The 20084-nt window shown below is 62.2% G+C and carries 26 protein-coding genes and 5 tRNA genes; 8 read left to right on the forward strand and 23 right to left on the reverse strand.

Features of this window, described 5'->3' with window-relative positions; all coding sequences use genetic code 11:
* Positions 1-408: 408 nt before the first annotated feature.
* Both BG60_RS25505 and BG60_RS25510 read left to right on the forward strand, forming a co-directional pair.
* The gene (locus BG60_RS25505) at positions 409-810 is read left to right on the forward strand and encodes a transposase (protein WP_008349224.1); all 402 of its coding nucleotides are present in this window, start codon (positions 409-411) and stop codon (positions 808-810) included.
* 248 nt (positions 811-1058) lie between these two features.
* The gene (locus BG60_RS25510) at positions 1059-1316 is read left to right on the forward strand and encodes a hypothetical protein (RefSeq protein WP_008349223.1); all 258 of its coding nucleotides are present in this window, start codon (positions 1059-1061) and stop codon (positions 1314-1316) included.
* A 248-nt stretch (positions 1317-1564) separates the two neighbouring features.
* Here BG60_RS25510 and BG60_RS25515 read toward each other — a convergent pair whose 3' ends face one another.
* Positions 1565-1876, reverse strand: coding sequence for a hypothetical protein (locus BG60_RS25515; RefSeq protein WP_008349222.1), 312 nt, complete (start codon positions 1874-1876; stop codon positions 1565-1567).
* Positions 1873-2229: a hypothetical protein gene (locus tag BG60_RS39105; protein WP_167561866.1), complete on the reverse strand. Its 357-nt coding sequence runs from the start codon at positions 2227-2229 to the stop codon at positions 1873-1875. Before BG60_RS39105 ends, BG60_RS25515 begins: the two co-directional genes overlap by 4 nt.
* Position 2230: 1 nt before the next feature.
* On the opposite strand from BG60_RS39105, the gene BG60_RS25520 reads away from it, so the two are divergent.
* A complete protein-coding gene (locus BG60_RS25520) occupies positions 2231-2866 on the forward strand; it encodes a YdcF family protein (protein WP_241484886.1) in 636 nt (211 codons plus the stop codon).
* Between the two features lie 269 nt (positions 2867-3135).
* The gene (locus BG60_RS25525; protein WP_008349220.1) at positions 3136-3378 is read left to right on the forward strand and encodes a hypothetical protein; all 243 of its coding nucleotides are present in this window, start codon (positions 3136-3138) and stop codon (positions 3376-3378) included.
* A gap of 100 nt (positions 3379-3478) precedes the next feature.
* Here the strand turns inward: BG60_RS25525 and BG60_RS25530 are convergent, their stop codons facing one another.
* Positions 3479-3895, reverse strand: a complete 417-nt coding sequence (locus BG60_RS25530; protein ID WP_034473211.1) for a gamma-glutamylcyclotransferase family protein — start codon at positions 3893-3895, stop codon at positions 3479-3481.
* A 150-nt stretch (positions 3896-4045) separates the two neighbouring features.
* Here BG60_RS25530 and BG60_RS25535 point away from each other — a divergent pair, with 150 nt between their 5' ends.
* The gene (locus BG60_RS25535; RefSeq protein WP_008349217.1) at positions 4046-4879 is read left to right on the forward strand and encodes an AraC family transcriptional regulator; all 834 of its coding nucleotides are present in this window, start codon (positions 4046-4048) and stop codon (positions 4877-4879) included.
* Between the two features lie 18 nt (positions 4880-4897).
* Here the strand turns inward: BG60_RS25535 and BG60_RS25540 are convergent, their stop codons facing one another.
* From BG60_RS25540 to gltX, 7 genes are all read right to left on the reverse strand, one after another.
* Positions 4898-5362, reverse strand: a complete 465-nt coding sequence (locus BG60_RS25540; protein ID WP_008349215.1) for a GNAT family N-acetyltransferase — start codon at positions 5360-5362, stop codon at positions 4898-4900.
* Positions 5363-5537: 175 nt separating this feature from the next.
* A tRNA-Asp gene (locus BG60_RS25545) sits at positions 5538-5614 on the reverse strand.
* A 69-nt stretch (positions 5615-5683) separates the two neighbouring features.
* Positions 5684-5759 (reverse strand) — tRNA-Glu (locus tag BG60_RS25550).
* 72 nt (positions 5760-5831) lie between these two features.
* Positions 5832-5908, reverse strand: a tRNA-Asp gene (locus BG60_RS25555).
* 70 nt (positions 5909-5978) lie between these two features.
* Positions 5979-6054, reverse strand: a tRNA-Glu gene (locus BG60_RS25560).
* Positions 6055-6218: 164 nt separating this feature from the next.
* A tRNA-Ala gene (locus tag BG60_RS25565) sits at positions 6219-6294 on the reverse strand.
* Between the two features lie 135 nt (positions 6295-6429).
* Complete coding sequence (gene gltX / locus BG60_RS25570) at positions 6430-7839, reverse strand: glutamate--tRNA ligase (RefSeq protein WP_034473213.1); 1410 nt, start codon at positions 7837-7839, stop codon at positions 6430-6432.
* A 158-nt stretch (positions 7840-7997) separates the two neighbouring features.
* Between gltX and BG60_RS25575 the strand changes: the two genes are divergently transcribed.
* Positions 7998-8972 (forward strand): patatin-like phospholipase family protein, encoded by a 975-nt coding sequence (locus BG60_RS25575; protein WP_250439922.1) that lies wholly within the window; start codon positions 7998-8000, stop codon positions 8970-8972.
* 93 nt (positions 8973-9065) lie between these two features.
* Here BG60_RS25575 and iscX read toward each other — a convergent pair whose 3' ends face one another.
* From iscX to BG60_RS25630, 11 genes are all read right to left on the reverse strand, one after another.
* Entirely contained in the window at positions 9066-9263 is a 198-nt protein-coding gene (iscX, locus tag BG60_RS25580) for a Fe-S cluster assembly protein IscX (RefSeq protein WP_008349212.1), read from the reverse strand.
* Positions 9264-9277: 14 nt separating this feature from the next.
* Positions 9278-9619, reverse strand: coding sequence for an ISC system 2Fe-2S type ferredoxin (gene fdx / locus BG60_RS25585; RefSeq protein ID WP_008349211.1), 342 nt, complete (start codon positions 9617-9619; stop codon positions 9278-9280).
* A 27-nt stretch (positions 9620-9646) separates the two neighbouring features.
* The gene (gene hscA / locus BG60_RS25590) at positions 9647-11512 is read right to left on the reverse strand and encodes a Fe-S protein assembly chaperone HscA (RefSeq protein WP_034473214.1); all 1866 of its coding nucleotides are present in this window, start codon (positions 11510-11512) and stop codon (positions 9647-9649) included.
* Positions 11513-11549: 37 nt separating this feature from the next.
* Positions 11550-12077 (reverse strand): Fe-S protein assembly co-chaperone HscB, encoded by a 528-nt coding sequence (hscB, locus tag BG60_RS25595; protein ID WP_008349209.1) that lies wholly within the window; start codon positions 12075-12077, stop codon positions 11550-11552.
* Positions 12078-12160: 83 nt separating this feature from the next.
* A complete protein-coding gene (gene iscA, locus BG60_RS25600) occupies positions 12161-12484 on the reverse strand; it encodes an iron-sulfur cluster assembly protein IscA (RefSeq protein WP_008349207.1) in 324 nt (107 codons plus the stop codon).
* A 50-nt stretch (positions 12485-12534) separates the two neighbouring features.
* Complete coding sequence (gene iscU / locus BG60_RS25605) at positions 12535-12963, reverse strand: Fe-S cluster assembly scaffold IscU (RefSeq protein WP_008349206.1); 429 nt, start codon at positions 12961-12963, stop codon at positions 12535-12537.
* 48 nt (positions 12964-13011) lie between these two features.
* Positions 13012-14235, reverse strand: coding sequence for an IscS subfamily cysteine desulfurase (locus BG60_RS25610; protein WP_008349205.1), 1224 nt, complete (start codon positions 14233-14235; stop codon positions 13012-13014).
* Between the two features lie 84 nt (positions 14236-14319).
* Positions 14320-14847, reverse strand: a complete 528-nt coding sequence (gene iscR / locus BG60_RS25615; protein ID WP_008349204.1) for a Fe-S cluster assembly transcriptional regulator IscR — start codon at positions 14845-14847, stop codon at positions 14320-14322.
* 131 nt (positions 14848-14978) lie between these two features.
* Positions 14979-15461: a low molecular weight protein-tyrosine-phosphatase gene (locus tag BG60_RS25620; protein ID WP_008349203.1), complete on the reverse strand. Its 483-nt coding sequence runs from the start codon at positions 15459-15461 to the stop codon at positions 14979-14981.
* A 121-nt stretch (positions 15462-15582) separates the two neighbouring features.
* Positions 15583-16803: a DUF3734 domain-containing protein gene (locus BG60_RS25625; RefSeq protein WP_051996637.1), complete on the reverse strand. Its 1221-nt coding sequence runs from the start codon at positions 16801-16803 to the stop codon at positions 15583-15585.
* Between the two features lie 14 nt (positions 16804-16817).
* On the reverse strand, positions 16818-17612 hold the full coding sequence (locus BG60_RS25630; RefSeq protein WP_008349201.1) for a 3-hydroxybutyrate dehydrogenase: 795 nt from the start codon (positions 17610-17612) through the stop codon (positions 16818-16820).
* A gap of 289 nt (positions 17613-17901) precedes the next feature.
* Here BG60_RS25630 and BG60_RS25635 point away from each other — a divergent pair, with 289 nt between their 5' ends.
* Positions 17902-18747, forward strand: coding sequence for a 23S rRNA (adenine(2030)-N(6))-methyltransferase RlmJ (locus BG60_RS25635; protein ID WP_034473215.1), 846 nt, complete (start codon positions 17902-17904; stop codon positions 18745-18747).
* A gap of 14 nt (positions 18748-18761) precedes the next feature.
* Here the strand turns inward: BG60_RS25635 and BG60_RS25640 are convergent, their stop codons facing one another.
* On the reverse strand, positions 18762-19133 hold the full coding sequence (locus BG60_RS25640; protein WP_008349199.1) for a hypothetical protein: 372 nt from the start codon (positions 19131-19133) through the stop codon (positions 18762-18764).
* Between the two features lie 113 nt (positions 19134-19246).
* Here BG60_RS25640 and copM point away from each other — a divergent pair, with 113 nt between their 5' ends.
* The gene (gene copM / locus BG60_RS25645) at positions 19247-19645 is read left to right on the forward strand and encodes a CopM family metallochaperone (protein WP_008349197.1); all 399 of its coding nucleotides are present in this window, start codon (positions 19247-19249) and stop codon (positions 19643-19645) included.
* Between the two features lie 96 nt (positions 19646-19741).
* Here copM and BG60_RS37150 read toward each other — a convergent pair whose 3' ends face one another.
* On the reverse strand, positions 19742-19888 hold the full coding sequence (locus BG60_RS37150; RefSeq protein WP_008349196.1) for a DUF3563 family protein: 147 nt from the start codon (positions 19886-19888) through the stop codon (positions 19742-19744).
* Positions 19889-20084 lie beyond the last annotated feature (196 nt).

Below are 20084 nucleotides of genomic sequence, written 5' to 3' on the forward strand. Positions count from 1 at the left end.
TTGCTCATCAATATCCACAATTCATGCACGGATTATAGCGAGCATTGGTCTGAACTCATGCCCGAACGCGCGTTTCGCTGCGGTGCAGCAAATCCTCACGACGCACGCTGGATGGGCCTATTGCACTTGATTGGTGATTGTCCCGATTTCTTAATCAGTGTGTTTCGGGTCTGATACGGGCCATGCTGGCATCGCGTCAGCCTACTGCCATGCGGGTTTCCCGGATTTAGCAACAAGCATGGCACGGTTCTCGCATTTCATTGCGCACAGAGGTTGGAGCCATTCGCGGTTACATCGAACATCGTCCGCCGCAATCGCTCTGGCCTTCCCAGGTATTCGTTCATCGGATTCCGACCAGAGTGCGCGGCGCGGGGCAGCGCACCGGGGTTAGCTTCGCTGAGGTGAGATATGGTGCTGTTCGACGATTTGAGAGATAACGAGTGGGCGCTGGTTGAGGCGTTGTTCTGTTCCGAGCCGGCGCGCAGCGAACGGCGCGGCCGTCCGCGCGTCGAAGCGCGGGCCGTGGTCAACGCGGTTTTGTGGGTGCTGTCGACGGGCGAAGGCTGGTCGAAGCTGCCCGGACGCTACCCGTCCCCGCCGACCTGCCGCCGCCGCTTCGACGAGTGGCAGGCAGACGGCACGCTGGCCGAGATCGTGAAGCGCCTGTCCAGCAACGGCCGTGAAGTGTCGCTGCGCGGACGCATCGGTTCCAGCGCCGCCAAACCGCCCGCGCCGCCGAGCCGCGATCGCCTGCGTGGCGCGTTCTGGACGAACCCGGAATCGTGGCGCGCTCCGGCCAAGATGGCCTGAACGGTTCTTTGCATCGACCGAAGCCGGCGCTCGCTGGCTTCACCCAGACATTTCACCTCTCGCGCGGGCCGCGGCCTGCGCGAATCTTTCTCCCCTTTGCGTTGTCGCATTCGGATGTCGTAGCACAGTCGCGCGCACTGCGTCGTCGACGAAACAACTCTTTACGATTCCTTACAGCGCCCCGGCGGATCGCAGCATAGCTTGGTGATTAATCGAACAAGCCCCACGAAGGCTTCGAGGATTTCACCATGAAGGCATCGACTCTGCTCGCTCATGGCGCCTTCGTCGCGCTGACGAGCACTGCGGCGATGAGCCAGGCGCAGCCGCCACCTCCCGCATCCGACTTTCACGTCAGCACGAAGGCTTCGATGGCCGCGCCGCAGAATGCCGGCCGCAATCGCGATGCGACGCCGCCCGCGCCACGCGGCGACCTGCGCGGCGATATCGCGAGCAACGTGCGCGCGCGTCCCGATACCGAACGCGATGCGCGTTCACAACATCATTGAGTTCGTCTGAACGATGCGCGTTTGACGGAACCACTCCGGCGCGCGGCAGTCACACCTCGTGCCATGAGCACAGCATGGCGACAGTGAGATCCGGTATGCCCGTGTCGTTCGCGATACGGGCACTTTTTTGGGGTATTGCCGTTGGCTGCAGGCAGATTGTCGGCTCTTTCATCCGACGACAACGCTCCCTCGACCCATGCGTCGACTGTCGACCGCTGCCGGCCTCGCTGCCGACGTGTCCGGCAGTGCTAGACTCGCGCCTCCAGGACCGCTTCCTGACCACCGAACGTATAAGGTTCCATGCGGCGCAAGTCCCAGTCGCTGCCACGTTCGTCGCGCGAAAGACGCGTGAATTCGTGCTTGCCGCGTTCGGTCACGACCGCGATATCGACCGGTGCGTGAAATCCGGGCGCGGGCGCCACGGTGCGCTGCCGGGCGAGTTCGAGCAAACCGAGCGCGCGCAAGAGATCGAAAACGTTGGGGCGTTTCGCCCAAGGAACCTGACGATACTGCGCTCGGCGAAGTGCTTCGAGTACAACTTCGTTGGAATACGTGGTCATCTCGTTGTTTCTTCCTGTGCAGCCATGACGACGCTCGTGACGGTCGCAAGACGGTCCGCGACGTCGACTAAACGCGGCGCGCCGAATTCCGATTGCGACGAACGACTCGCAGCCGAATGTTTGGCCACCGCTTGCGTTAGGTGCTGCTTTCTATTACAAGCCCCCGTTGACAGCGCGCTAATCACGCGCTCTGCTGCGACATCCGCCGATGCGTTCCGAAGCACGCGATGACGGAACGAATTGCCCTTAAACCAATACGTTACCCCAATCAAATTGGTTCTATTCACTTTATTGCTGCTTTTTTGTGCGTTATTCGCACTATGGCGACGCCGCCGCATCCAGATTGCGATCATCGTGGCGGCGCTCGCGTGGGCGATCGGCGCGGGATGGTTCGCAACGCCTTTGCTCGATCTCGCCCAGCACGGCTATCGTCACACGGACGTGCCTTCGTTCGCACCGAAGACGACGATCGTGCTGATGGGCGGCGGCACGCATCGCAGCGAAGCGGGGCTCGTTCCGAAGTCCAACGCGGTGCGGCGCATCGACGCCGTGGCAACGCTGTATCGCGAATGCCGCGAAACCGGCGCGTCGTGCAAGGTGATTCTGAGCGGCGGCGATCCGGAACATCACGGGCAGGCCGAAGCCGACAATTACGCGCCATACGTGCTTGCGCAAGGCGTCGTTGCGGACGACCTCGTGCGCGAGAATCAAAGCCTCAATACTTACCAGAACGCGCGAAACGTGGCCGGTATTCTCGGCCACGCACATGACAACCGTTTGATCGTCGTCACATCCGCGTATCACATGCGCCGCGCGTTGCGTGCTTTCGAGGCTTTCGGCTATGCGCCGGTGCCGTATGTGTCGGATGTATGGCCCACTCGCCCGACGTTCTTTCCCCGTGTGCGGGGCTTCACGAACAGCGAGCTCGCGATGCACGAACTCGTCGGGCTCGCGCGCTTCGACGTGTATCGCTGGCTGCATCTCTATTAGCGCCTCGTGATTCGGGAGCGAAGCGCATTGATAAGCACTGGAAAATAATTCGACGCTTTTGCTCGATCATGCGCGTCCGCTTTTCGGACAGACGCACGACACACCCTTGCCCGATTCAAGGCTTATGATTCAGGTTGTCTGATGGTCAGACGCGCGAGGTTAGCGGCTGACTTCCCGCACAGCGGGAGCGATTTTTGCTCAGACACAAGTGTCGTTCCAACGGATCGGACAGACGATTCCCAGGTTCCAACTGCCACTCGGAGGTAACAATGAAGAAAGTGTCCCTGGCTGTTCTGTTGTCCCTCAGCGCGGTCGCATCGGCCGCGTATGCCCAGAGCGATCAAGGCGTGACCATGAGCACCGATCCCGCCAAAATTGCTGATGTCGAGTCGCGCGCGCAGGCTCTGCAGTCGCGTCAGGAAAGCCAAAAGATGACCGAGCAGACGCCTTCTTCGCACAAGTCGATGCATCACAAGAAATCGCACAGCAAGCCGGCGGCCCCGAGCCAGTAAGCCGGTTCCCGCTGCAAGGCGCGGGGCCATTCACGCCGCGGTGAGTCGACGCATCGGCTCACCGCGGCGCGAGCAAAATCAGTTTCCCTGCTTCGCGCATTCAGGCGCGTTCGGCGCGATGCGTCACCCAGTCGCCGCCTTCGATGCACGGCAGCCCAGCAGCGGACGCAGCCCCGACGGGATAGATCAGGCAATCGACCCGATCCTTTCTCCCCTCGATTTCCACCTCCACATGCAGGCGATGCGAGCGGAATAAGCCTTCCACGCCCGGATACACATGTTCGATCTCGTCGAGCACGGGCACGAGCGCGTCCTCGATCCGGTAGACATCGCCGCGAATCGGCGCGCCCTTCTCATCGATCACGAGGCCCGGATAGTTGCCGAAGTCGAAAAGCTGACCCCGAACGTGGGCGGCACCGATCCATTCGGGCGTAGCGATGCCGTTTCGCGCGGCTGCGTGGTTGATATCGTTGGCCTCGCCCGCGCGCAGCGTGCCGTAGACAAAAACGTATTGCATTGGGAAAAACGCTCCTGTTGTCGCAAAAGGTGACGACGGGCATTATGCGCCGGGCAATATTCGCGGTGCGCCCGGGCGAGCGCTTTCGGCTACCATCGGCGCGTGGCGGTCGATGAATCCGGCCGCCTGCAACCATCAACTCGAGCGAACATGGCCACCTTTGTCGAATCGAACTCGTCGGGCGAAGAAGTCGAGCATCTCGACATTCCCGTCGAGCATTCGCCGACGCTCGATCATCCGATTCGCGTGCGCTCGCGGCCCGTTCCCTACGGCGTGCGGATCGCGCTGCATACGCATCCGTGGGCGCAGGTCGCCTATACGTCGCGCGGGGTCTTGCGTGTCGCGACAGCGGATTCGACTTGGATGGTGCCGCCTTCGCGCGCGATCTGGGTGCCGCCCAATGTCACGCACGAGGTCGTGATCGTCGAGGACGCTTATCTGCGGACGCTTTACGTCGACGCGAGCGTCGTGCCGGCGGGTCTCGGCGCGTGTCGCGTCGTCGAGGTGTCGCCGCTTTTGCGCGAAGTCATCGCGGCGCTCGATGAAGAACCGATCTCGCGTCAGCGCGAGCGACTGCTGGGCACGCTCGCGCTCGATGAAATCATCCGCTCGCAGCCGCTGCCGCTCTCCGTGCCGATGCCGAACGAGAAGCGCCTGCGCGCCCTGTGCAACGCCGTGCTCGCCGATCCGTCGCATTCCGATCTGGAGCGGTGGTCATCGGAGGCCGGCGCGAGTTCGCGCACCATCGCGCGGCTTTTCAGACGCGAACTCGGCGTGAGTTTTTCCCAGTGGCGTCAGCAGGCCGTTCTTGCGCGCGCCATTCCGCTGCTCAGCCAGGGCCGTCCGCTCGCGCAAGTTGCGCGTGAACTGGGCTATCAGAGCCAGAGCGCATTCTCCGCGATGTTTCGCCGTGCGTTCGGCGAAAGCCCGCGCGCATTTTTCGCCCGCGATGGCCGCGACGAGCGCGACATCGACGGCTCTTAGCGCGTGTGCGCGCTTTCTTCAGACGCGCCGCACCATGTGCCGGATTGCGCCGAGCTGCGCGAGCCGCGGTCCGGCCGGCCGGTATCCGAGCCGAATGTAAAGACGCGCCGCGGGGTTATCGACGAACACGCGCAACTGACATTCGGCGAGCCCGCGCGCCCTCGCCCATCGATGCGCCGTGTTAAGCAGAAAGGTCCCGGCGCCGTGTCCACGATAGCCCTTCGCGATCTGCACGTCGCGAATATGCAGCGAATTGTCTTCCTCGGTGACACGCATGACGCCAATGGGAACGCCATCCGCCTGCAGGATGAAATTTTCGGACTCGCGCCAGCTGGAAAGGAAAAGATCGCCGCGCCACACGAGATTGTGACGCCGATAGTAGCCCACCATGTTGTCGTGCGTGAGCGCTTCGGCGAAGGCGAAGTCCGCCATGTTCGCCTGGCGCAGTTGATAGAGCGAGAGGTCTTCGGTCGGGTCGAGCATCGCACGGGCACGAGAAACAGGTGCCTAAACACTAAGACAGTGTGCGCGGGCTGGCAATGGCCATTAGCACGGTCGAATGCGCAGGGAACGCGTACGAAAGGGAATCGGATATGGCGAGCGGCGGAAAGCGGGCAAAAAAAATCCAGCCCGAAGGCTGGATTTCCTTAAAACAGCTTGGCGGAGCGGACGGGGCTCGAACCCGCGACCCCCGGCGTGACAGGCCGGTATTCTAACCAACTGAACTACCGCTCCACTTCTTTTCATCGTTCACAGTGTCACTTGTGAACTTGCAGCGCTTTTGACTAGCAGCCGCCGATGTTCTGGCGTCCCCTAGGGGATTCGAACCCCTGTACTCACCGTGAAAGGGTGATGTCCTAGGCCTCTAGACGAAGGGGACTTCAACTTCTGCACACCCTGCGGCGAAAAAAAACCGGCTCTCATTAGCCGGAGTGTTTCTGCTCGCAAGTGTTGGCGGAGCGGACGGGGCTCGAACCCGCGACCCCCGGCGTGACAGGCCGGTATTCTAACCAACTGAACTACCGCTCCACTTCTTTTCATCCGTTCACAGTGTCACCTGTGAACTTGCAGCGCTTTCTACTAGCAGCCGCCGATGTTCTGGCGTCCCCTAGGGGATTCGAACCCCTGTACTCACCGTGAAAGGGTGATGTCCTAGGCCTCTAGACGAAGGGGACAGAAACTTGTGATTCTGTCTTTACTACTGCTCCGCTGATCTACTTGCCGCCGATCAGCGAAGACCGAAATTCTATACAACTTCGTGTTACTTGTGAAGTATTTTTTGCGACTTCCGTTTCCGGAGAACAAGCTTCGCACTACTTCAACTGCTTTTTGCTGTTCTTGGTGGAGGTAAGCGGGATCGAACCGCTGACCTCTTGCATGCCATGCAAGCGCTCTCCCAGCTGAGCTATACCCCCTTGCAGAACAGAAACGAGATTGTATAGGGCCTTTTCGAAGTTGTAAATACCCTCTGACGACTTCAGTGAAACTTTTTGCCTCGACAGACGCCGATGCGCGCAATGGATCACGCCCCGCGATCCATTGCGCGGACCTCAACCCGCCGCCTTTTCCAGACGCGCCAACACGACATCGCGTCCGAAGAGCATCAGGACGGCATCGATCGACGGCGTGTGGGTCGTGCCCGCGACCAGCAGGCGCACCGGCATCGCGAGTTGCGGCATTTTCAGCTTGTGCGCGGCGAGCGTCGCCTTGAGCGCGGCCGCGATCGCTTCCTTGGTCCACTCGATGTTCGCGAGCGCCGCACGCAGGTCCGCGATAGCCGGACGCACCGCATCGGTGACGTGCTGCGCGAAGGCGTCCGCATCGATCACCGGCTCACGATAGAACATGGCGGCGTTATCGGCGATTTCCTTCACCGTCGATGCGCGGTCCTTCAAGAGCCCGATCACCTGATCGAGCGGCGCGCCGCCGTCGATCGCCGCGGCATCGATACCGGCCTGCAGCAGGAACGGCTTCGTCAGCTCGGCGAGACGCGCGTTGTCCGCTTCCTTGATGTAGTGCGCGTTGAGCCAGTTCAGCTTGTCGTGGTCGTACTGCGCGGGCGACTTGCCGAGATGCTCGAGATCGAACCATTCGACGAACTGCTCGCGCGAGAAAATCTCCGCATCGCCATGCGACCAGCCGAGGCGCGCCAGATAGTTGACCACCGCTTCCGGCAGATAGCCATTGTCGCGATAGCCCGTCACGCTCATCGCGCCGTGGCGCTTGCTCATCTTCTCGCCCTGCTCGTTCAGCACGGTCGGCAGATGCGCGTACACCGGCACCTCGCCGCCGAGCGCGCGCAGAATGTTGATCTGGCGCGGCGTGTTGTTGACGTGATCGTCGCCGCGAATCACATGCGTGATCTTCATGTCGAGATCGTCGACGACCACGCAGAAGTTATACGTCGGCGTGCCGTCGGGGCGCGCGATCACGAGGTCGTCGAGTTCCTCGTTCGAAATTTCGATGTGGCCTTTCACCGCGTCGTCCCATGCGACCGTGCCCGAGAGCGGATTGCGAAAGCGCACGACAGGCTTCACGCCTTCCGGAACCGGCGGCAGCACCTTGCCCGGCTCGGGGCGCCACGTACCGTCGTAGCGCGGCTTCTCGCCCGCGGCGCGCTGACGCTCGCGCAGCGCGTCGAGCTCTTCCGTCGACATGTAGCAGTGATACGCGAGCCCCTTTTCCATCATCTGCGCGATGACCTCGCGATAACGGTCCATGCGCTGCATCTGATAGAACGGGCCTTCGTCGAAATCGAGCCCGAGCCACGCCATGCCTTCGAGAATCGCATCGACCGACGCATCGGTGGAGCGCTCGAGATCGGTGTCCTCGATGCGCAGCACGAAAGTGCCCTTCATCTTGCGCGCGAACGCCCACGGATAGAGCGCGGAGCGGATGTTGCCGAGATGGATGAAGCCGGTCGGACTCGGAGCGAAGCGTGTGCGGACTTGGGTGGTCATTGCTGTTTACTCGATGAATGGCAGTGCGCCAGGCGCTGAAATGCCGCGCAAAATGAGACGAAATTATACTCGCCGCCCGCTTCGCGCCGGTCCGCGCGCCTTTTGTTTTATGATGTGCGCGCTTTTCAAGATCTCCCCGAACGCCCGCATCGACGGGCCTGCCGGAACCCGCCGCACCGCTGGAGCACACTTTGAGTTCATCGTCACCCCGTCTTTCGCGCCGCGCGTTTTCGCTCGCGGCCGCGTCGTCCGTTCTCGCCGCCTGCACTACCACGAGCGGCGGCAATTCAGGCGAAACGGCGATCGTCACGCCGCCGGCGCCGCCGAAGGCAGAACCGCAACAACCGATGCGTATCGGGCTCGCGCTCGGCGGCGGCGCCGCGCGCGGCTTCGCGCATATCGGCGTGATCAAGGCGCTCGAGGCGCGCAACGTGCGCGTGGATCTCGTCGCGGGCACGAGCGCCGGCTCGGTCATCGCGGCGCTGTACGCATCGGGGATGAGCGGCATCGCGATCAACAAGCTCGCCCTCACGATGGACGAAGCCTCGATCAGCGACTGGGCGATGCCCTTTCGCGCGCGCGGCATCCTGCAAGGCGTCGCGCTGCAGAACTACCTGAACAGGACGCTCGACAACCGTCCGATCGAAAAGATGGCGAAGCCGCTCGGCATCGTCGCCACGGATCTGAAGAGCGGCCAGCCGATTCTCTTTCAGCGCGGCAACACGGGCGTCGCTGTGCGGGCGTCGTGCAGCGTGCCGTCGATTTTCGAGCCGGTGAAGATCGGCGATCGCGAGTATGTCGACGGCGGGCTCGTGAGTCCGGTGCCAGCGGCGTTCGCGCACAAGATGGGCGCGGATTTCGTGATCGCCGTCGATATTTCGGCGCGGCCGGAAAGCGGGCTGACATCGAGCTCGTTCGACGTGCTGATGCAGACCTTCACGATCATGGGCCAGACCATCAAGGCCTACGAGCTCGACAAATACGCGAACGCGGTCGTTCGCCCCAACCTCAACGCGATGAGCAGCAGCGATTTCAGCCAGCGCAATGCATCGATTCTCGCGGGCGAGGAAGCCGTCGCCAAGATGTGGCCGACGTTGCAGCGACAGCTCGCGGAGCGCGGCGCGAAGGTCTGAACTTCTGCAATGCGAAGCATCGGCGCAAAAGAATGCCCGCAAAACAAAACGGCGGCTTCTCACGAAGCCGCCGTCATGGCGAATTAGAACCGGTCAGTAGTCCGCGTCCTCGATCCAGGCCGCCTGGATTGCCTCGAGAATCTTCTCGTTGGACTTTTCGGGATCGTCGTCGAAACCGTCGAGTTCGGTGATCCAGCGATGCAGGTCAGTGAAACGCACATATTGGGGATCGACATCCTGATGCGCGTCGGTGAGTGCCATCGCGATCTCCTGGGTATCTGTCCACTTCATGGGCGAGCCTCCTGTCAGTGATTTTCTTTGGCGTGATTGATGGAGTACCGCGGGATCTCGACCACCAGATCCTCGTCGGCAGGCACCATTGCCTGACATGATAACCGCGATGTCGGTTCGAGACCCCACGCTTTATCGAGCAGATCGTCCTCGTCTTCCTCGGACGGCTCGAGCGCGTTGAAGCCCTCGCGAATGATGACGTGGCACGTCGTGCACGCGCACGATTTCTCGCAGGCGTGCTCGATCTCGATGCCGTGATCCAGCAGATTGTCGCAGATGCTCTTGCCGATGTCGGCGTCGATCACCGCGCCGTCCGGGCAAAGCTCCACGTGAGGCAGCACAACGATTTGAGGCATGTTTCGTAATTTCTCGAATAGGATGATTTAGACGTCGTCGAGCTTGCGGCCCGCGAGCGCGCGGCGGATGCTCTTGTTCATGCGGCGCGCGGCGAATTCATCGGTGCCGGTGGCGAGCGTCTTCGTCGCATCTTCGATCTTCTCGACCGAATCGCCGTTCGCGAGCGCCGCCAGTTCGGTCACGAGCGCGACGATTTGCGCGCGTTCATCGTCGTCGAGCAGTTCGCCGTCGGTTTCGAGCGCAACGTGCGTCGCTTCGATGAGACGCTCCGCTTCCACCTGCGCCTCGCGCAACGCACGCGCGCGCATGTCCGTCTCGGCGGTCTTGAAGCTCTCTTCGAGCATGCGGGCGACTTCGTCGTCGGCGAGTCCGTACGACGGCTTCACGACCACCGACGCCTCCACGCCCGACATCTGCTCGCGCGCGAACACGGACAAGAGACCGTCCGCGTCGACCTGATAGGTCACACGAATGCGCGCCGCGCCCGCCGCCATCGGCGGAATGCCGCGCAACTCGAAGCGCGCGAGCGACCGGCAATCGGACACGAGTTCGCGCTCGCCCTGAACGACGTGGATCGCCATCGCGGTCTGGCCGTCCTTGAAGGTCGTGAAATCCTGTGCGCGCGCGGTCGGGATCGTCGAATTGCGTGGGATGATTTTCTCGGTGAGGCCGCCCATCGTTTCGACGCCGAGCGACAGCGGAATCACGTCGAGCAGCAGCCAGTCGTCGCCTTCGCCGCGACGGTTGCCCGCGAGCAGATCGGCCTGAATCGCAGCGCCCAGCGCGACGACCTGATCTGGATCGAGATTGATGAGCGGCGGCTGGCCGAAGAACGTTTCGACCGCGCGGCGGATCACCGGCATGCGCGTGGCGCCGCCAACCAGTACGACGCCCTTGATGTCCTTCGCGGCGACCTTCGCATCGCGCAGCGCCTTTTTCGTCGGCGTGAGCGTGCGCGCGACGAGCGCCTCGGTCAGCGCGGCGAACTCCGCTTCGGTCACGGCGACATCGATCTGCTGGCCGGTCGAGAGCGTCGCCTGGACGCGCGTTTCGTTCGTCGACGACAGCGCTTCCTTCGCGTTGCGAACGAGATCGAGCAGCAGGCGCACGTCTTCCGGCGCATCGACCGACACGCCCGCCGCCGTCAAGACGTGCCGATACAGCGCGTGATCGAAATCGTCGCCGCCGAGCGCGGAATCGCCGCCCGCCGCGAGCACTTCGAAGACGCCTTTCGTGAGCTTGAGAATCGACAGATCGAATGTGCCGCCGCCGAGGTCGTAGACGGCGTAGAGGCCTTCCGCGCCGTTATCGAGACCGTAAGCGATCGCGGCTGCGGTCGGCTCGTTGAGCAGGCGCAGCACGTTCAGGCCGGCGAGCTTCGCCGCGTCCTTCGTCGCCTGACGCTGGGCTTCGTCGAAATAGGCGGGCACCGTGATCACCGCGCCGACGAGATCCTCGCCGAGCGTGTCTTCCGCGCGATAACGCAGCGTCGCGAGAATTTCCGCCGATACTTCGACCGGGCTTTTCACGCCGTCGACGGTGCGAATCTGCACCATGCCCGGCGCGTCGATGAAATCGTACGGCGCGTTCTCCGCGCCCTCGACCTCGCTCTTGCCGCGGCCCATGAAACGCTTGACCGAGACGATCGTATTGCGCGGATCGATGACCGCTTCTTCCTTCGCGGCGCGGCCGATGCGCCGTCCGCCCTTCTCCAGATAGCGCACGACCGACGGCAGCAGCACGTGGCCGTCCTCGTCGGGCAGCGCTTCGGGCACGCTGCTGCGCACGGCCGCGACGAGCGAGTTCGTCGTGCCGAGATCGATGCCGACCGCCACGCGCCTTTGATGCGGCGCCGGCGCCATGCCGGGTTCTGAGATTTGCAGTAAAGCCATCGTTGGTCTTATGGGGTTGTATGCGGCGCGTTTGCCTTTAGTGTTCGAGCCGTTCGATCTGCGCGCCGATTTCATGCGCCACGCGTTCGATGAACATCAACTGACGCACGGCCTCGCCCGCCGCCTGATCCGACTTGCTGTCGATCAGCGCCTCGAGCTTGGTGAAGCGCATGCGCTCTTCGTCGCGCAGTTCGTCGAGCAGCGCTTCGAGCGCACCGATGTTCTTCGCGTTCGCCGCATCCTCGATATTTTCGCGCCATTCCATCTGCTGCATCAGGAACGCCGGCTCCATCGCGGTGTTGTTCTCCGCGCCGACGTCGATGCCGCGCTGCGCGAGCATATAGCGCGCGCGCTTCAGCGGATCGCGCAGCGTCTGATACGCCTCGTTCGCGTGCGTGGCCCACTGCATCGCGAGACGCTTCTGCGCATCGCCGGCCGCGGCGAAACGGTCCGGATGCACTTGCGCCTGCACGGTGCGATAAGCGTCGTCGAGCTTCTGCTGGTCGACGGCGAAGGTCTGCGGCAGATCGAAGAGATCGAAGTGACTGTCGGTGAGCGTGGCCATGCTATGTCTGTGAATTCAGTGTGCGCGAATGAAAAAGGCGGCACGCGCCGCCTCTTTTGCCGATACCGCCGGCGTCATTCCCGTCAGACGCGGAACGATTCGCCGCAGCCGCATTCGTCCTTCGCGTTCGGATTGTTGAACTTGAAGCCTTCGTTCAGGCCTTCGCGGGCGAAGTCCAGCTCGGTGCCGTCGAGATACGGAAGACTCTTCGGATCGATCACGATCTTCACGCCCGACGACTCGAACACGGTGTCTTCCGGTGCGAGCTCGTCGACATACTCGAGCTTGTACGCGAGGCCCGAACAGCCCGTCGTCCGCACGCCCAGCCGCAAGCCGACGCCCTTGCCGCGCCGCGTCAGATACTTCTGTACGTGTTGTGCCGCTTTATCCGTCAACGTGATTGCCATAGTCTTCGCTTCTCTCTTCGGGGCGCCGCCCCGGACGCCCGTCGTCACAATTACGCCGCTGCCTGCTTCGATTCCGCCGCTGCCGCTTCCGGCGCCGCGACGCCATGACGCTGCTTGTAGTCCGCAACCGCCGCCTTGATCGCGTCTTCCGCGAGGATCGAGCAGTGGATCTTCACCGGCGGCAGCGCCAGTTCTTCGGCGATCTGCGTGTTCTTGATGGTGAGCGCCTGATCCAGCGTCTTGCCCTTCACCCATTCGGTGACGAGCGAGCTCGATGCGATCGCCGAGCCGCAGCCGTAGGTCTTGAACTTCGCGTCCTCGATCACGCCATCCGCGCCCACGCGGATCTGCAGCTTCATCACGTCGCCGCACGCCGGCGCGCCGACCATGCCGGTGCCGACGGTGTCGTCGTCCTTCGAAAACGAGCCGACGTTACGCGGGTTTTCGTAGTGGTCCAGAACCTTGTCGCTATAAGCCATGATTCAAACTCTCCTAATATTCGGTGTCGCGTGGCGCTCAGTGGTCGCTTAGTGCGCAGCCCACTGGATGGTCGAGATGTCGATGCCGTCCTTGTGCATTTCCCAGAGCGGCGACAGATCGCGCAGTTTCGCGATCTTGTTCTTCAGCAGGTTGATCACATAGTCGACGTCCTGCTCGGTGGTGAAGCGGCCGACCGTGAAGCGGATCGAGCTGTGCGCGAGTTCGTCGTTACGGCCGAGCGCGCGCAGCACATAAGAGGGCTCGAGCGACGCCGACGTGCACGCCGAACCCGACGACACCGCGACGTCCTTCACCGCCATGATCAGCGATTCGCCTTCGACGAAGTTGAAGCTGATGTTGAGGTTGTGCGGCACGCGGCGTTCCATGTCGCCGTTGACGTACACCTCTTCGATGTCCTGCAGCCCCTTCAGCAGACGGTCGCGCAGCATGCGGATGCGCTCGTTCTCCGTCGCCATTTCCTCACGCGCGATGCGGAACGCTTCGCCCATGCCGACGATCTGATGCGTCGCGAGCGTGCCCGAACGCATGCCGCGCTCGTGACCGCCGCCGTGCATCTGCGCTTCGATGCGCACGCGCGGCTTGCGACGCACGTACAGCGCGCCGATGCCCTTCGGACCGTACGTCTTGTGAGCCGAAAACGACATCAGATCGACCTTCAGCTTTTGCAGATCGATTTCGATCTTGCCGGTGGCTTGCGCCGCATCGACGTGGAAAATGATGCCCTTCTCGCGCGTGATCTCGCCGATCGCCTCGATGTCCTGAATCACGCCGATTTCGTTGTTCACGCTCATCACGGAGACGAGGATCGTGTCCGGACGGATCGCCGCCTTGAACTTTTCCAGATCGATGAGACCGTCGTCCTTCACGTCGAGATACGTGACTTCGTAGCCTTCGCGCTCCAGCTCACGCGTGGTGTCGAGCACGGCCTTGTGCTCGGTCTTCACGGTGATGATGTGCTTGCCCTTGCTCTTGTAGAAGTGCGCCGCGCCCTTGATGGCGAGGTTGTCCGATTCCGTCGCACCCGACGTCCAGATGATCTCGCGCGGATCGCAATTCACGAGCGCCGCGACGTTCTCGCGCGCTTCCTCGACCGCACGCTCCGCATCCCAGCCGTACTGGTGGCTGCGCGAGGCCGGATTGCCGAACTGCTCGCGAAGATACGGAATCATCTTGTCCACCACGCGCGGATCGACGGGGGTCGTCGCGCTGTAGTCCATGTAAATGGGCAGGTGGGGAATATCGTTGTTCATCAGTCGCTCCGGGAAAATCGGTCAAAGCTCTTGGCTGGGACGCTTTCGTCTGCGCGCGCGGCTCGCGCCGGCGCGGCGGTTATGTCATCCGGCCAGATTGAAAATGGAATTCGGCCCCTTGGGCACGACACGCGCGGCCTCGACGCCAGCCGATTCCGCGCGCCGGTCGCGCAGCACCGCCGACGAACCTTCGCGCGCACGCTGCTGGTCGACCAGATCCTTCAACGAGACGGAATCGAGATACTCGACCATCTTCTGGTTCAGTGTCGCCCAGAGCTCGTGCGTCATGCAGTGGCCGTCGTGCTGCTTCGTGCCTTCGCACGTGCCCTTGCCGCCGCACTGCGTGGCGTCGATCGGCTCGTCGACCGCGATGATGATGTCGGCAACCGTGACGTTCTCCGCGCGGCGCGCGAGGTTGTAGCCGCCGCCCGGTCCGCGAACCGATTCGACGATCTCATGCCGCCGCAGCTTGCCGAAGAGCTGTTCGAGGTAGGAAAGCGAGATGCGCTGGCGCTGACTGATGCCTGCCAGCGTCACCGGGCCCTGCTCCTGGCGCAGCGCCAGGTCGATCATCGCCGTGACGGCGAAACGGCCTTTCGTGGTGAGTCTCATAATTGGGGGCTAACGCTAATACTCGATGGTTTTCGTCAAGTATAAATAGCCCACGTTTTTAGTCAAGTATCCGGGGCGAGATAAGTAGTCTTTTAACGCGTTTTTTTCGGATCGCGCGGCCGCGCCGCCGCTCAGGCAGTCAACTGAGCGCGTAAGGCTTTCAGCAAGCCTTCACATGCGTCCTCGCATTGGTCGAGCACTTTTTCGAAGCCCTCTTCGCCACCGAAATAGGGATCGACCACCACGCGGCTGTCGTCGCGCGTCGCGAACTCCATCAGCAGGCGAATCTTGTCGCGGTGCTCGGACGGGCAGACTTCCGCCAAGGCGGCGGCGTTGGCGTCGTCCATGACGATGAACAGATCGAAGCGCGCGAAATCGGCCGCGGCGACCTGACGGCCGCGCAACTTCGACAGATCGTAGCCGCGCTTCTTCGCTGCCTTTTGCGCGCGTTCGTCCGGTGGCTCGCCGATGTGCCAGTCGCCGGTGCCCGCCGAATCGATCACGATGCGCTCAGCCAGTTTCGCGCGCTCGACGAGGTCGCGCATCACCGCTTCCGCGCTGGGCGAGCGGCAGATATTGCCGAGACAGACGAAGCAGACCGCGATCGAGTTCATCTAAAGCGGGGAAAAGTCGTGATGTCCGGCGTCGATAGAAACAGCACCGGAATGCGTCCCGAATTATACAAAGGGGCACAAATTCTCGCCCACACGGCTCATTCCATCTTGCGCAACGCTTTCATCGCTCGTCCCGATGGATGTCATGCGTGATGAAGCGCGACTCGCCGTTGGGCATGTCGAGCCAGTCGCGATGCGCAAGCGTGCGGCGCATATCGGAGAGACCGCTTTCCCAGTGTTCGCGCATTGTCGAAAAGCCGAACTGGTAGTCCTTGAAATGCCCCTCGTACTCTTTTTGCCGGTATATCAGGTGGATGATGTTGTAACGCTTCGAACATGCCAGTTCGGCGGCGAGCCTGCACCATTCGTCGCCCTCGCGGACGTCTTCGGGCACGAGATCGAGAACGTGCTGCAACACGTTACGGTAGCGCTGCGCGCGCTGCATCTGATCCGTGACGAGACGCGTGCGGCTCGAATACTGCACGTCCTTCACGCGCCCCATCACGTCGACGATGCTGTCGGGCACCGGCCCGCGCGCGCTCCACAGATCGACCTGGAAGGCGAGCGTGTCGCGGCGCGGCGTCGCCTGCGCGATTTCGTAGAGCGGCGTGTTCGACATGAGACCGCCGTCCCAATAGAACTGGCCGTCGATCTCGACTGCGGCGAAGCCCGGCGGCAAGGCGCCCGAGGCAATGAAATGCTCGGCGCGCAAGCGGATCTGCGTGTTGTCGAAATACGCGAAGTTGCCGGTCGCGACGTTCACCGCGCCTACCGACACGCGCGTTTCGCCGGAATTGATGCGGTCGAAATCGCAAAGCCGCTCGAGCGTGGCCTTGAGCGGCGTGGTGTCGTAATAGCTCGCGGTCTGCGGCGAGCTCGACGCGATCGGCGACGGCGGCGGAAAGCGCGGGATGAAAAATCCCTTCTGCCCTTCGACGATCGCACCGAAAGCCTGCATCGCGGTGAACGCCTTGCGAATTTCGTCGGCGGAATCGAATAGCGCGCGCTCGAGGAACGCGGGCAACGGGAAACCGAACGCGGGCCGGCAGATCGTCTCCCAGAATTCAAGCAGACGCGTCACGCGATGCTCGGGCGCGTTGCCCGCGATGATCGCCGTGTTAAGCGCGCCGATCGAGATGCCGGCGATCCAGTTCGGATGGATGTCCGCCTCGTGCAACCCTTGATAGACGCCCGCCTGATAGGCGCCGAGCGCGCCCCCGCCCTGGAGCATGAGCGCGATCGTCTCGTAGGGCGGCAGGTGCACGCGGGTTTGCTGCCCGGCGGACGCCCGAGTCCGCGCGCCTTCCCGTCCTATGACTTCTTCGTTCTCGATTTCCGACATCCCGCGCGTTCTCCTTATTGCATGAACCAGCCGTGACTCACGACGAACGATTGCCCCGTCAGCGCCGCCGTTTCGAACGCGGAAAGGAAGAGCACGGTCTGAGCGACGTCCTCGACGGTCGTGAATACGCCATCGACCGTACCACCGAGCATCACGCGCCTGACGACTTCTTCCTCGCTGATTTTCAACTCCTTGGCCTGCTCGGGAATTTGCTTGTCGACGAGCGGCGTACGCACGAAGCCCGGACAGACGACGTGCGAGCGCACGTTGTGCTTCGCGCCTTCCTTCGCCAGCACGCGCGCGAGGCCGAGCAGTCCGTGTTTCGCGGTCACATAGGCGGACTTCAGCGGCGACGCCTCGTGCGAATGCACCGAACCCATATAGATCACTACCCCGCCGCGATCGTCCTTGTACATATGCTTGAGCGCGGCTTTGGTGGTGAGAAACGCGCCGTCGACGTGGATCGCCATCATCTTCTTCCAGTCGGCGTACGCGTAGTTTTCGATGGGATTGACGATCTGAATGCCCGCGTTCGACACGAGGATGTCCACAGAGCCCAGTTCCGCAGCGACGCGATCGATGCCCTGATTGACGGCGTCTTCGTTCGTCACGTCCATCGCGATGCCGATAGCCTTGCCGCCCTTGCCGCGGATCTCTTCGGCGACCGCGTCCGCGCCCGCCTGATTCAGATCGGCGATGGCGACCGCCGCGCCCGCGCCGGCGAGCGTGAACGCGATAGCCTTGCCGATACCGCTCGCCGCGCCCGTCACGATCGCGGCCTTGCCGTCGAGCTTACCGTTTGATGACATGCGAACCTCCTATCCAGTGGGAAGACATCGGGTGTATGACAACATCCGTCGGCACGGCTATCAAGCTGGCCGTTCGGCATAGGAAAAGTCGGGCGAAACTCAGAACGCTTAGGCCGTTCGGCCGACTGTTCATGAAAGTCCGGGAGCGGTTATTGTGCATGAAGGACGCAATGCGCCGCAGCACGCGCTGGGCGTCGTGAGTCATGCAGCGCACGGGGTCGGCTAGAATAGGCGCCCTTCCGCCGCACCTTTTCATTTTGCTTCTCGCGCCCGACGCGGGCCTCCTGTCATGCTCAGTTACCGTCACGCCTTTCATGCGGGCAACCACGCCGATGTGCTGAAACACGCGATCGTCATTCAGATGCTTCGCTATCTCGGCCAGAAGGACAAATCGTATTGGTATGTCGACACGCACGCCGGCGCCGGAGTGTATTCGCTCACCGAAGGCTTCGCGACGAAGAACGCCGAGTTCGAGACGGGCATCGGCAAGCTTTGGGATCGCGGCGACCTGCCGGCGCTGCTCGCCGACTATGTCGACGAAGTGAAGGCATTGAATCCCGATGGCGGTCTGCGTTTCTATCCCGGCTCGCCCTATCTGGCCTGGCGCACGATGCGCGAGCAGGATCGCATGCGGCTTTTCGAGTTGCACAGCACGGAAATCGACGTGCTGCGCCACAATTTCCGCGATGCCGGCCGGCGCGCGATGATCTACGAAGGCGACGGCTTCGACGGCATTAAGGCGATTCTTCCGCCGCCGCCGAGGCGTGCGCTCGTGCTGATCGATCCGTCGTACGAGGACAAGCGCGACTACGCCCGCACGATTACGTGCCTCGAAGAAAGTATCAAGCGCTTCTCGACCGGAACGTATGCGGTCTGGTACCCCATCGTCACGCGCCAGGAGTCGCAGCGTTTCGCCGATCAGCTGAAGGCCATCCAGCCGAACGGCTGGCTGCATGCGGCCCTCGCGGTGAGGAAACCGCCGACGGACGGCTTCGGGTTGTTCGGCAGCGGCATGTTCGTAATCAACCCGCCCTACACGCTGGCGAAGGAACTGAAGGAATCACTGCCCTACCTCGTCGACGCGCTCGGCGAGGACGGCAACGCTTCGTTCAAGCTTGAACATCGCGCCGACTGAGCACGGTTTCGGGGTCAGGGATGAGGCGCGCGCGGAGTTCTGGGGCGCACGCCGCCGCCAGGCTGAACGGGCACCGTGTTCTGTCCGCTTGAATATTCGACGTATGGTGAAACGACGATGGGCGGTTGAGCCTCCTGCGGGATGCCGGGCAATGTCGCCATCGGCACCATGCCCGGGCCGCCGAGCGGGCCGCTCTGGAGCACCGTGCCGCTCACGCCGCTGTGGATACCGGTTTGCGTATCGAGTACGAGCGGTTCGCCGCCCGGCTTGGCGAGCGCCGGTTGCGAGCCGGGCAAGACTGCGGCGAGCGCGATGCAAACCTGCGTGACTTTCGTGATTCGATGGCGGAACCCGATATTCGTCGTGTCATTGATATGGCCTGGCATCGCGCGCTCTTTTGTGTAGACGAAACCGCTTTACCTTACCCCGGTGGCAAGCTTTAGGCTAGGTGGTTCGACACATAAGCAGCCTTGCAACCGCCCCTTCCACAGGAGATACGATGAAATCAACAAGAATCGCACTTGCCATCTTCACCATCCTCTGCAGCGCAAGCGTGAATGCCCAGACCGCCGCGCCGGCGAGCGATGCAATGCCAGGCATGAATATGGAACAGCACGAGCCGAAGCCGACGGACGTCTCGTCCACCGCCGCGTTCCAGGCCGCCGATCAGAAAATGATGTCGGGCATGTCGAGCATCGAGTACACGGGGGACGCCGACCGGGATTTCGTCGCGCACATGATTCCGCATCATCAGGGCGCGGTGGAAATGGCGAAGGTCGAACTGAAGTACGGCAAGGACGCCAAGCTGCGCAAGCTGGCGAAGGACATCATCGCCGCGCAGAACAAGGAAATCGCATTCATGAAACAGTGGCTGGAGCAGCATCCGCACAAGCAGTAAAACGCTCCGCTCACGTGACGAGCAAAAAGCAAAAGCCCAGCAATTGCGGGGCTTTTGCTTTCACATCGGGCGTGTTCGACGCCAGGAACGAAACGCTTAAGCGTTGTAGCCGTTCGTTTCCAGCGAGCGGATGCGCTGTTCAAGCTGGACGATGTCCGTCGATTGCGCAAGATAGGCTTCGCGGCGGCGCTGCTCGGCGGCTTCAAACCAGATGCTCAGTTTTTCGATGAGGAATGCAAACATGGTGTTCTCCAAGGTCTTCGAAAGATCCCTGGCGGTTCGGGTCAGGGATTACCCGCGTTAGGGAATACCCGGATTATAGGGGAGAACGTCCGTGCCGGGGTAGTGAAATGCTTGAATAGTGTGCATTCGGATTCGGAATGGTGCAGGCCGCATTCTTGCTTAAACCACTGATTTCTCGTATCAATTCGCTCTTTGT

This window comes from Caballeronia zhejiangensis, assembly GCF_000698575.1.
In the GTDB taxonomy this organism is placed as follows: Bacteria; Pseudomonadota; Gammaproteobacteria; order Burkholderiales; family Burkholderiaceae; genus Caballeronia; species Caballeronia zhejiangensis.

Excerpts from the sequence above, each read along its gene's own strand:
- BG60_RS25640 (WP_008349199.1), bottom strand. The coding sequence starts at position 19,133 with ATGCCAGGCCATATCAATGACACGACGAATATCGGGTTCCGCCATCGA.
- BG60_RS25630 (WP_008349201.1), bottom strand. The coding sequence starts at position 17,612 with ATGTCATCAAACGGTAAGCTCGACGGCAAGGCCGCGATCGTGACGGGC.
- BG60_RS25610 (WP_008349205.1), bottom strand. The coding sequence starts at position 14,235 with ATGAACAACGATATTCCCCACCTGCCCATTTACATGGACTACAGCGCG.
- BG60_RS25530 (WP_034473211.1), bottom strand. The coding sequence starts at position 3,895 with ATGCAATACGTTTTTGTCTACGGCACGCTGCGCGCGGGCGAGGCCAAC.
- copM (WP_008349197.1), top strand. The coding sequence starts at position 19,247 with ATGAAATCAACAAGAATCGCACTTGCCATCTTCACCATCCTCTGCAGC.
- iscU (WP_008349206.1), bottom strand. The coding sequence starts at position 12,963 with ATGGCTTATAGCGACAAGGTTCTGGACCACTACGAAAACCCGCGTAAC.
- BG60_RS25620 (WP_008349203.1), bottom strand. The coding sequence starts at position 15,461 with ATGAACTCGATCGCGGTCTGCTTCGTCTGTCTCGGCAATATCTGCCGC.
- fdx (WP_008349211.1), bottom strand. The coding sequence starts at position 9,619 with ATGCCTCAAATCGTTGTGCTGCCTCACGTGGAGCTTTGCCCGGACGGC.
- hscA (WP_034473214.1), bottom strand. The coding sequence starts at position 11,512 with ATGGCTTTACTGCAAATCTCAGAACCCGGCATGGCGCCGGCGCCGCAT.
- BG60_RS25505 (WP_008349224.1), top strand. The coding sequence starts at position 409 with ATGGTGCTGTTCGACGATTTGAGAGATAACGAGTGGGCGCTGGTTGAG.
- BG60_RS25625 (WP_051996637.1), bottom strand. The coding sequence starts at position 16,803 with ATGTCGGAAATCGAGAACGAAGAAGTCATAGGACGGGAAGGCGCGCGG.
- BG60_RS25535 (WP_008349217.1), top strand. The coding sequence starts at position 4,046 with ATGGCCACCTTTGTCGAATCGAACTCGTCGGGCGAAGAAGTCGAGCAT.
- BG60_RS25525 (WP_008349220.1), top strand. The coding sequence starts at position 3,136 with ATGAAGAAAGTGTCCCTGGCTGTTCTGTTGTCCCTCAGCGCGGTCGCA.
- iscR (WP_008349204.1), bottom strand. The coding sequence starts at position 14,847 with ATGAGACTCACCACGAAAGGCCGTTTCGCCGTCACGGCGATGATCGAC.
- iscA (WP_008349207.1), bottom strand. The coding sequence starts at position 12,484 with ATGGCAATCACGTTGACGGATAAAGCGGCACAACACGTACAGAAGTAT.
- gltX (WP_034473213.1), bottom strand. The coding sequence starts at position 7,839 with ATGACCACCCAAGTCCGCACACGCTTCGCTCCGAGTCCGACCGGCTTC.
- BG60_RS25515 (WP_008349222.1), bottom strand. The coding sequence starts at position 1,876 with ATGACCACGTATTCCAACGAAGTTGTACTCGAAGCACTTCGCCGAGCG.
- BG60_RS25510 (WP_008349223.1), top strand. The coding sequence starts at position 1,059 with ATGAAGGCATCGACTCTGCTCGCTCATGGCGCCTTCGTCGCGCTGACG.
- BG60_RS25540 (WP_008349215.1), bottom strand. The coding sequence starts at position 5,362 with ATGCTCGACCCGACCGAAGACCTCTCGCTCTATCAACTGCGCCAGGCG.
- iscX (WP_008349212.1), bottom strand. The coding sequence starts at position 9,263 with ATGAAGTGGACAGATACCCAGGAGATCGCGATGGCACTCACCGACGCG.
- hscB (WP_008349209.1), bottom strand. The coding sequence starts at position 12,077 with ATGGCCACGCTCACCGACAGTCACTTCGATCTCTTCGATCTGCCGCAG.
- BG60_RS37150 (WP_008349196.1), bottom strand. The coding sequence starts at position 19,888 with ATGTTTGCATTCCTCATCGAAAAACTGAGCATCTGGTTTGAAGCCGCC.
- BG60_RS39105 (WP_167561866.1), bottom strand. The coding sequence starts at position 2,229 with ATGATCGCAATCTGGATGCGGCGGCGTCGCCATAGTGCGAATAACGCA.
- BG60_RS25635 (WP_034473215.1), top strand. The coding sequence starts at position 17,902 with ATGCTCAGTTACCGTCACGCCTTTCATGCGGGCAACCACGCCGATGTG.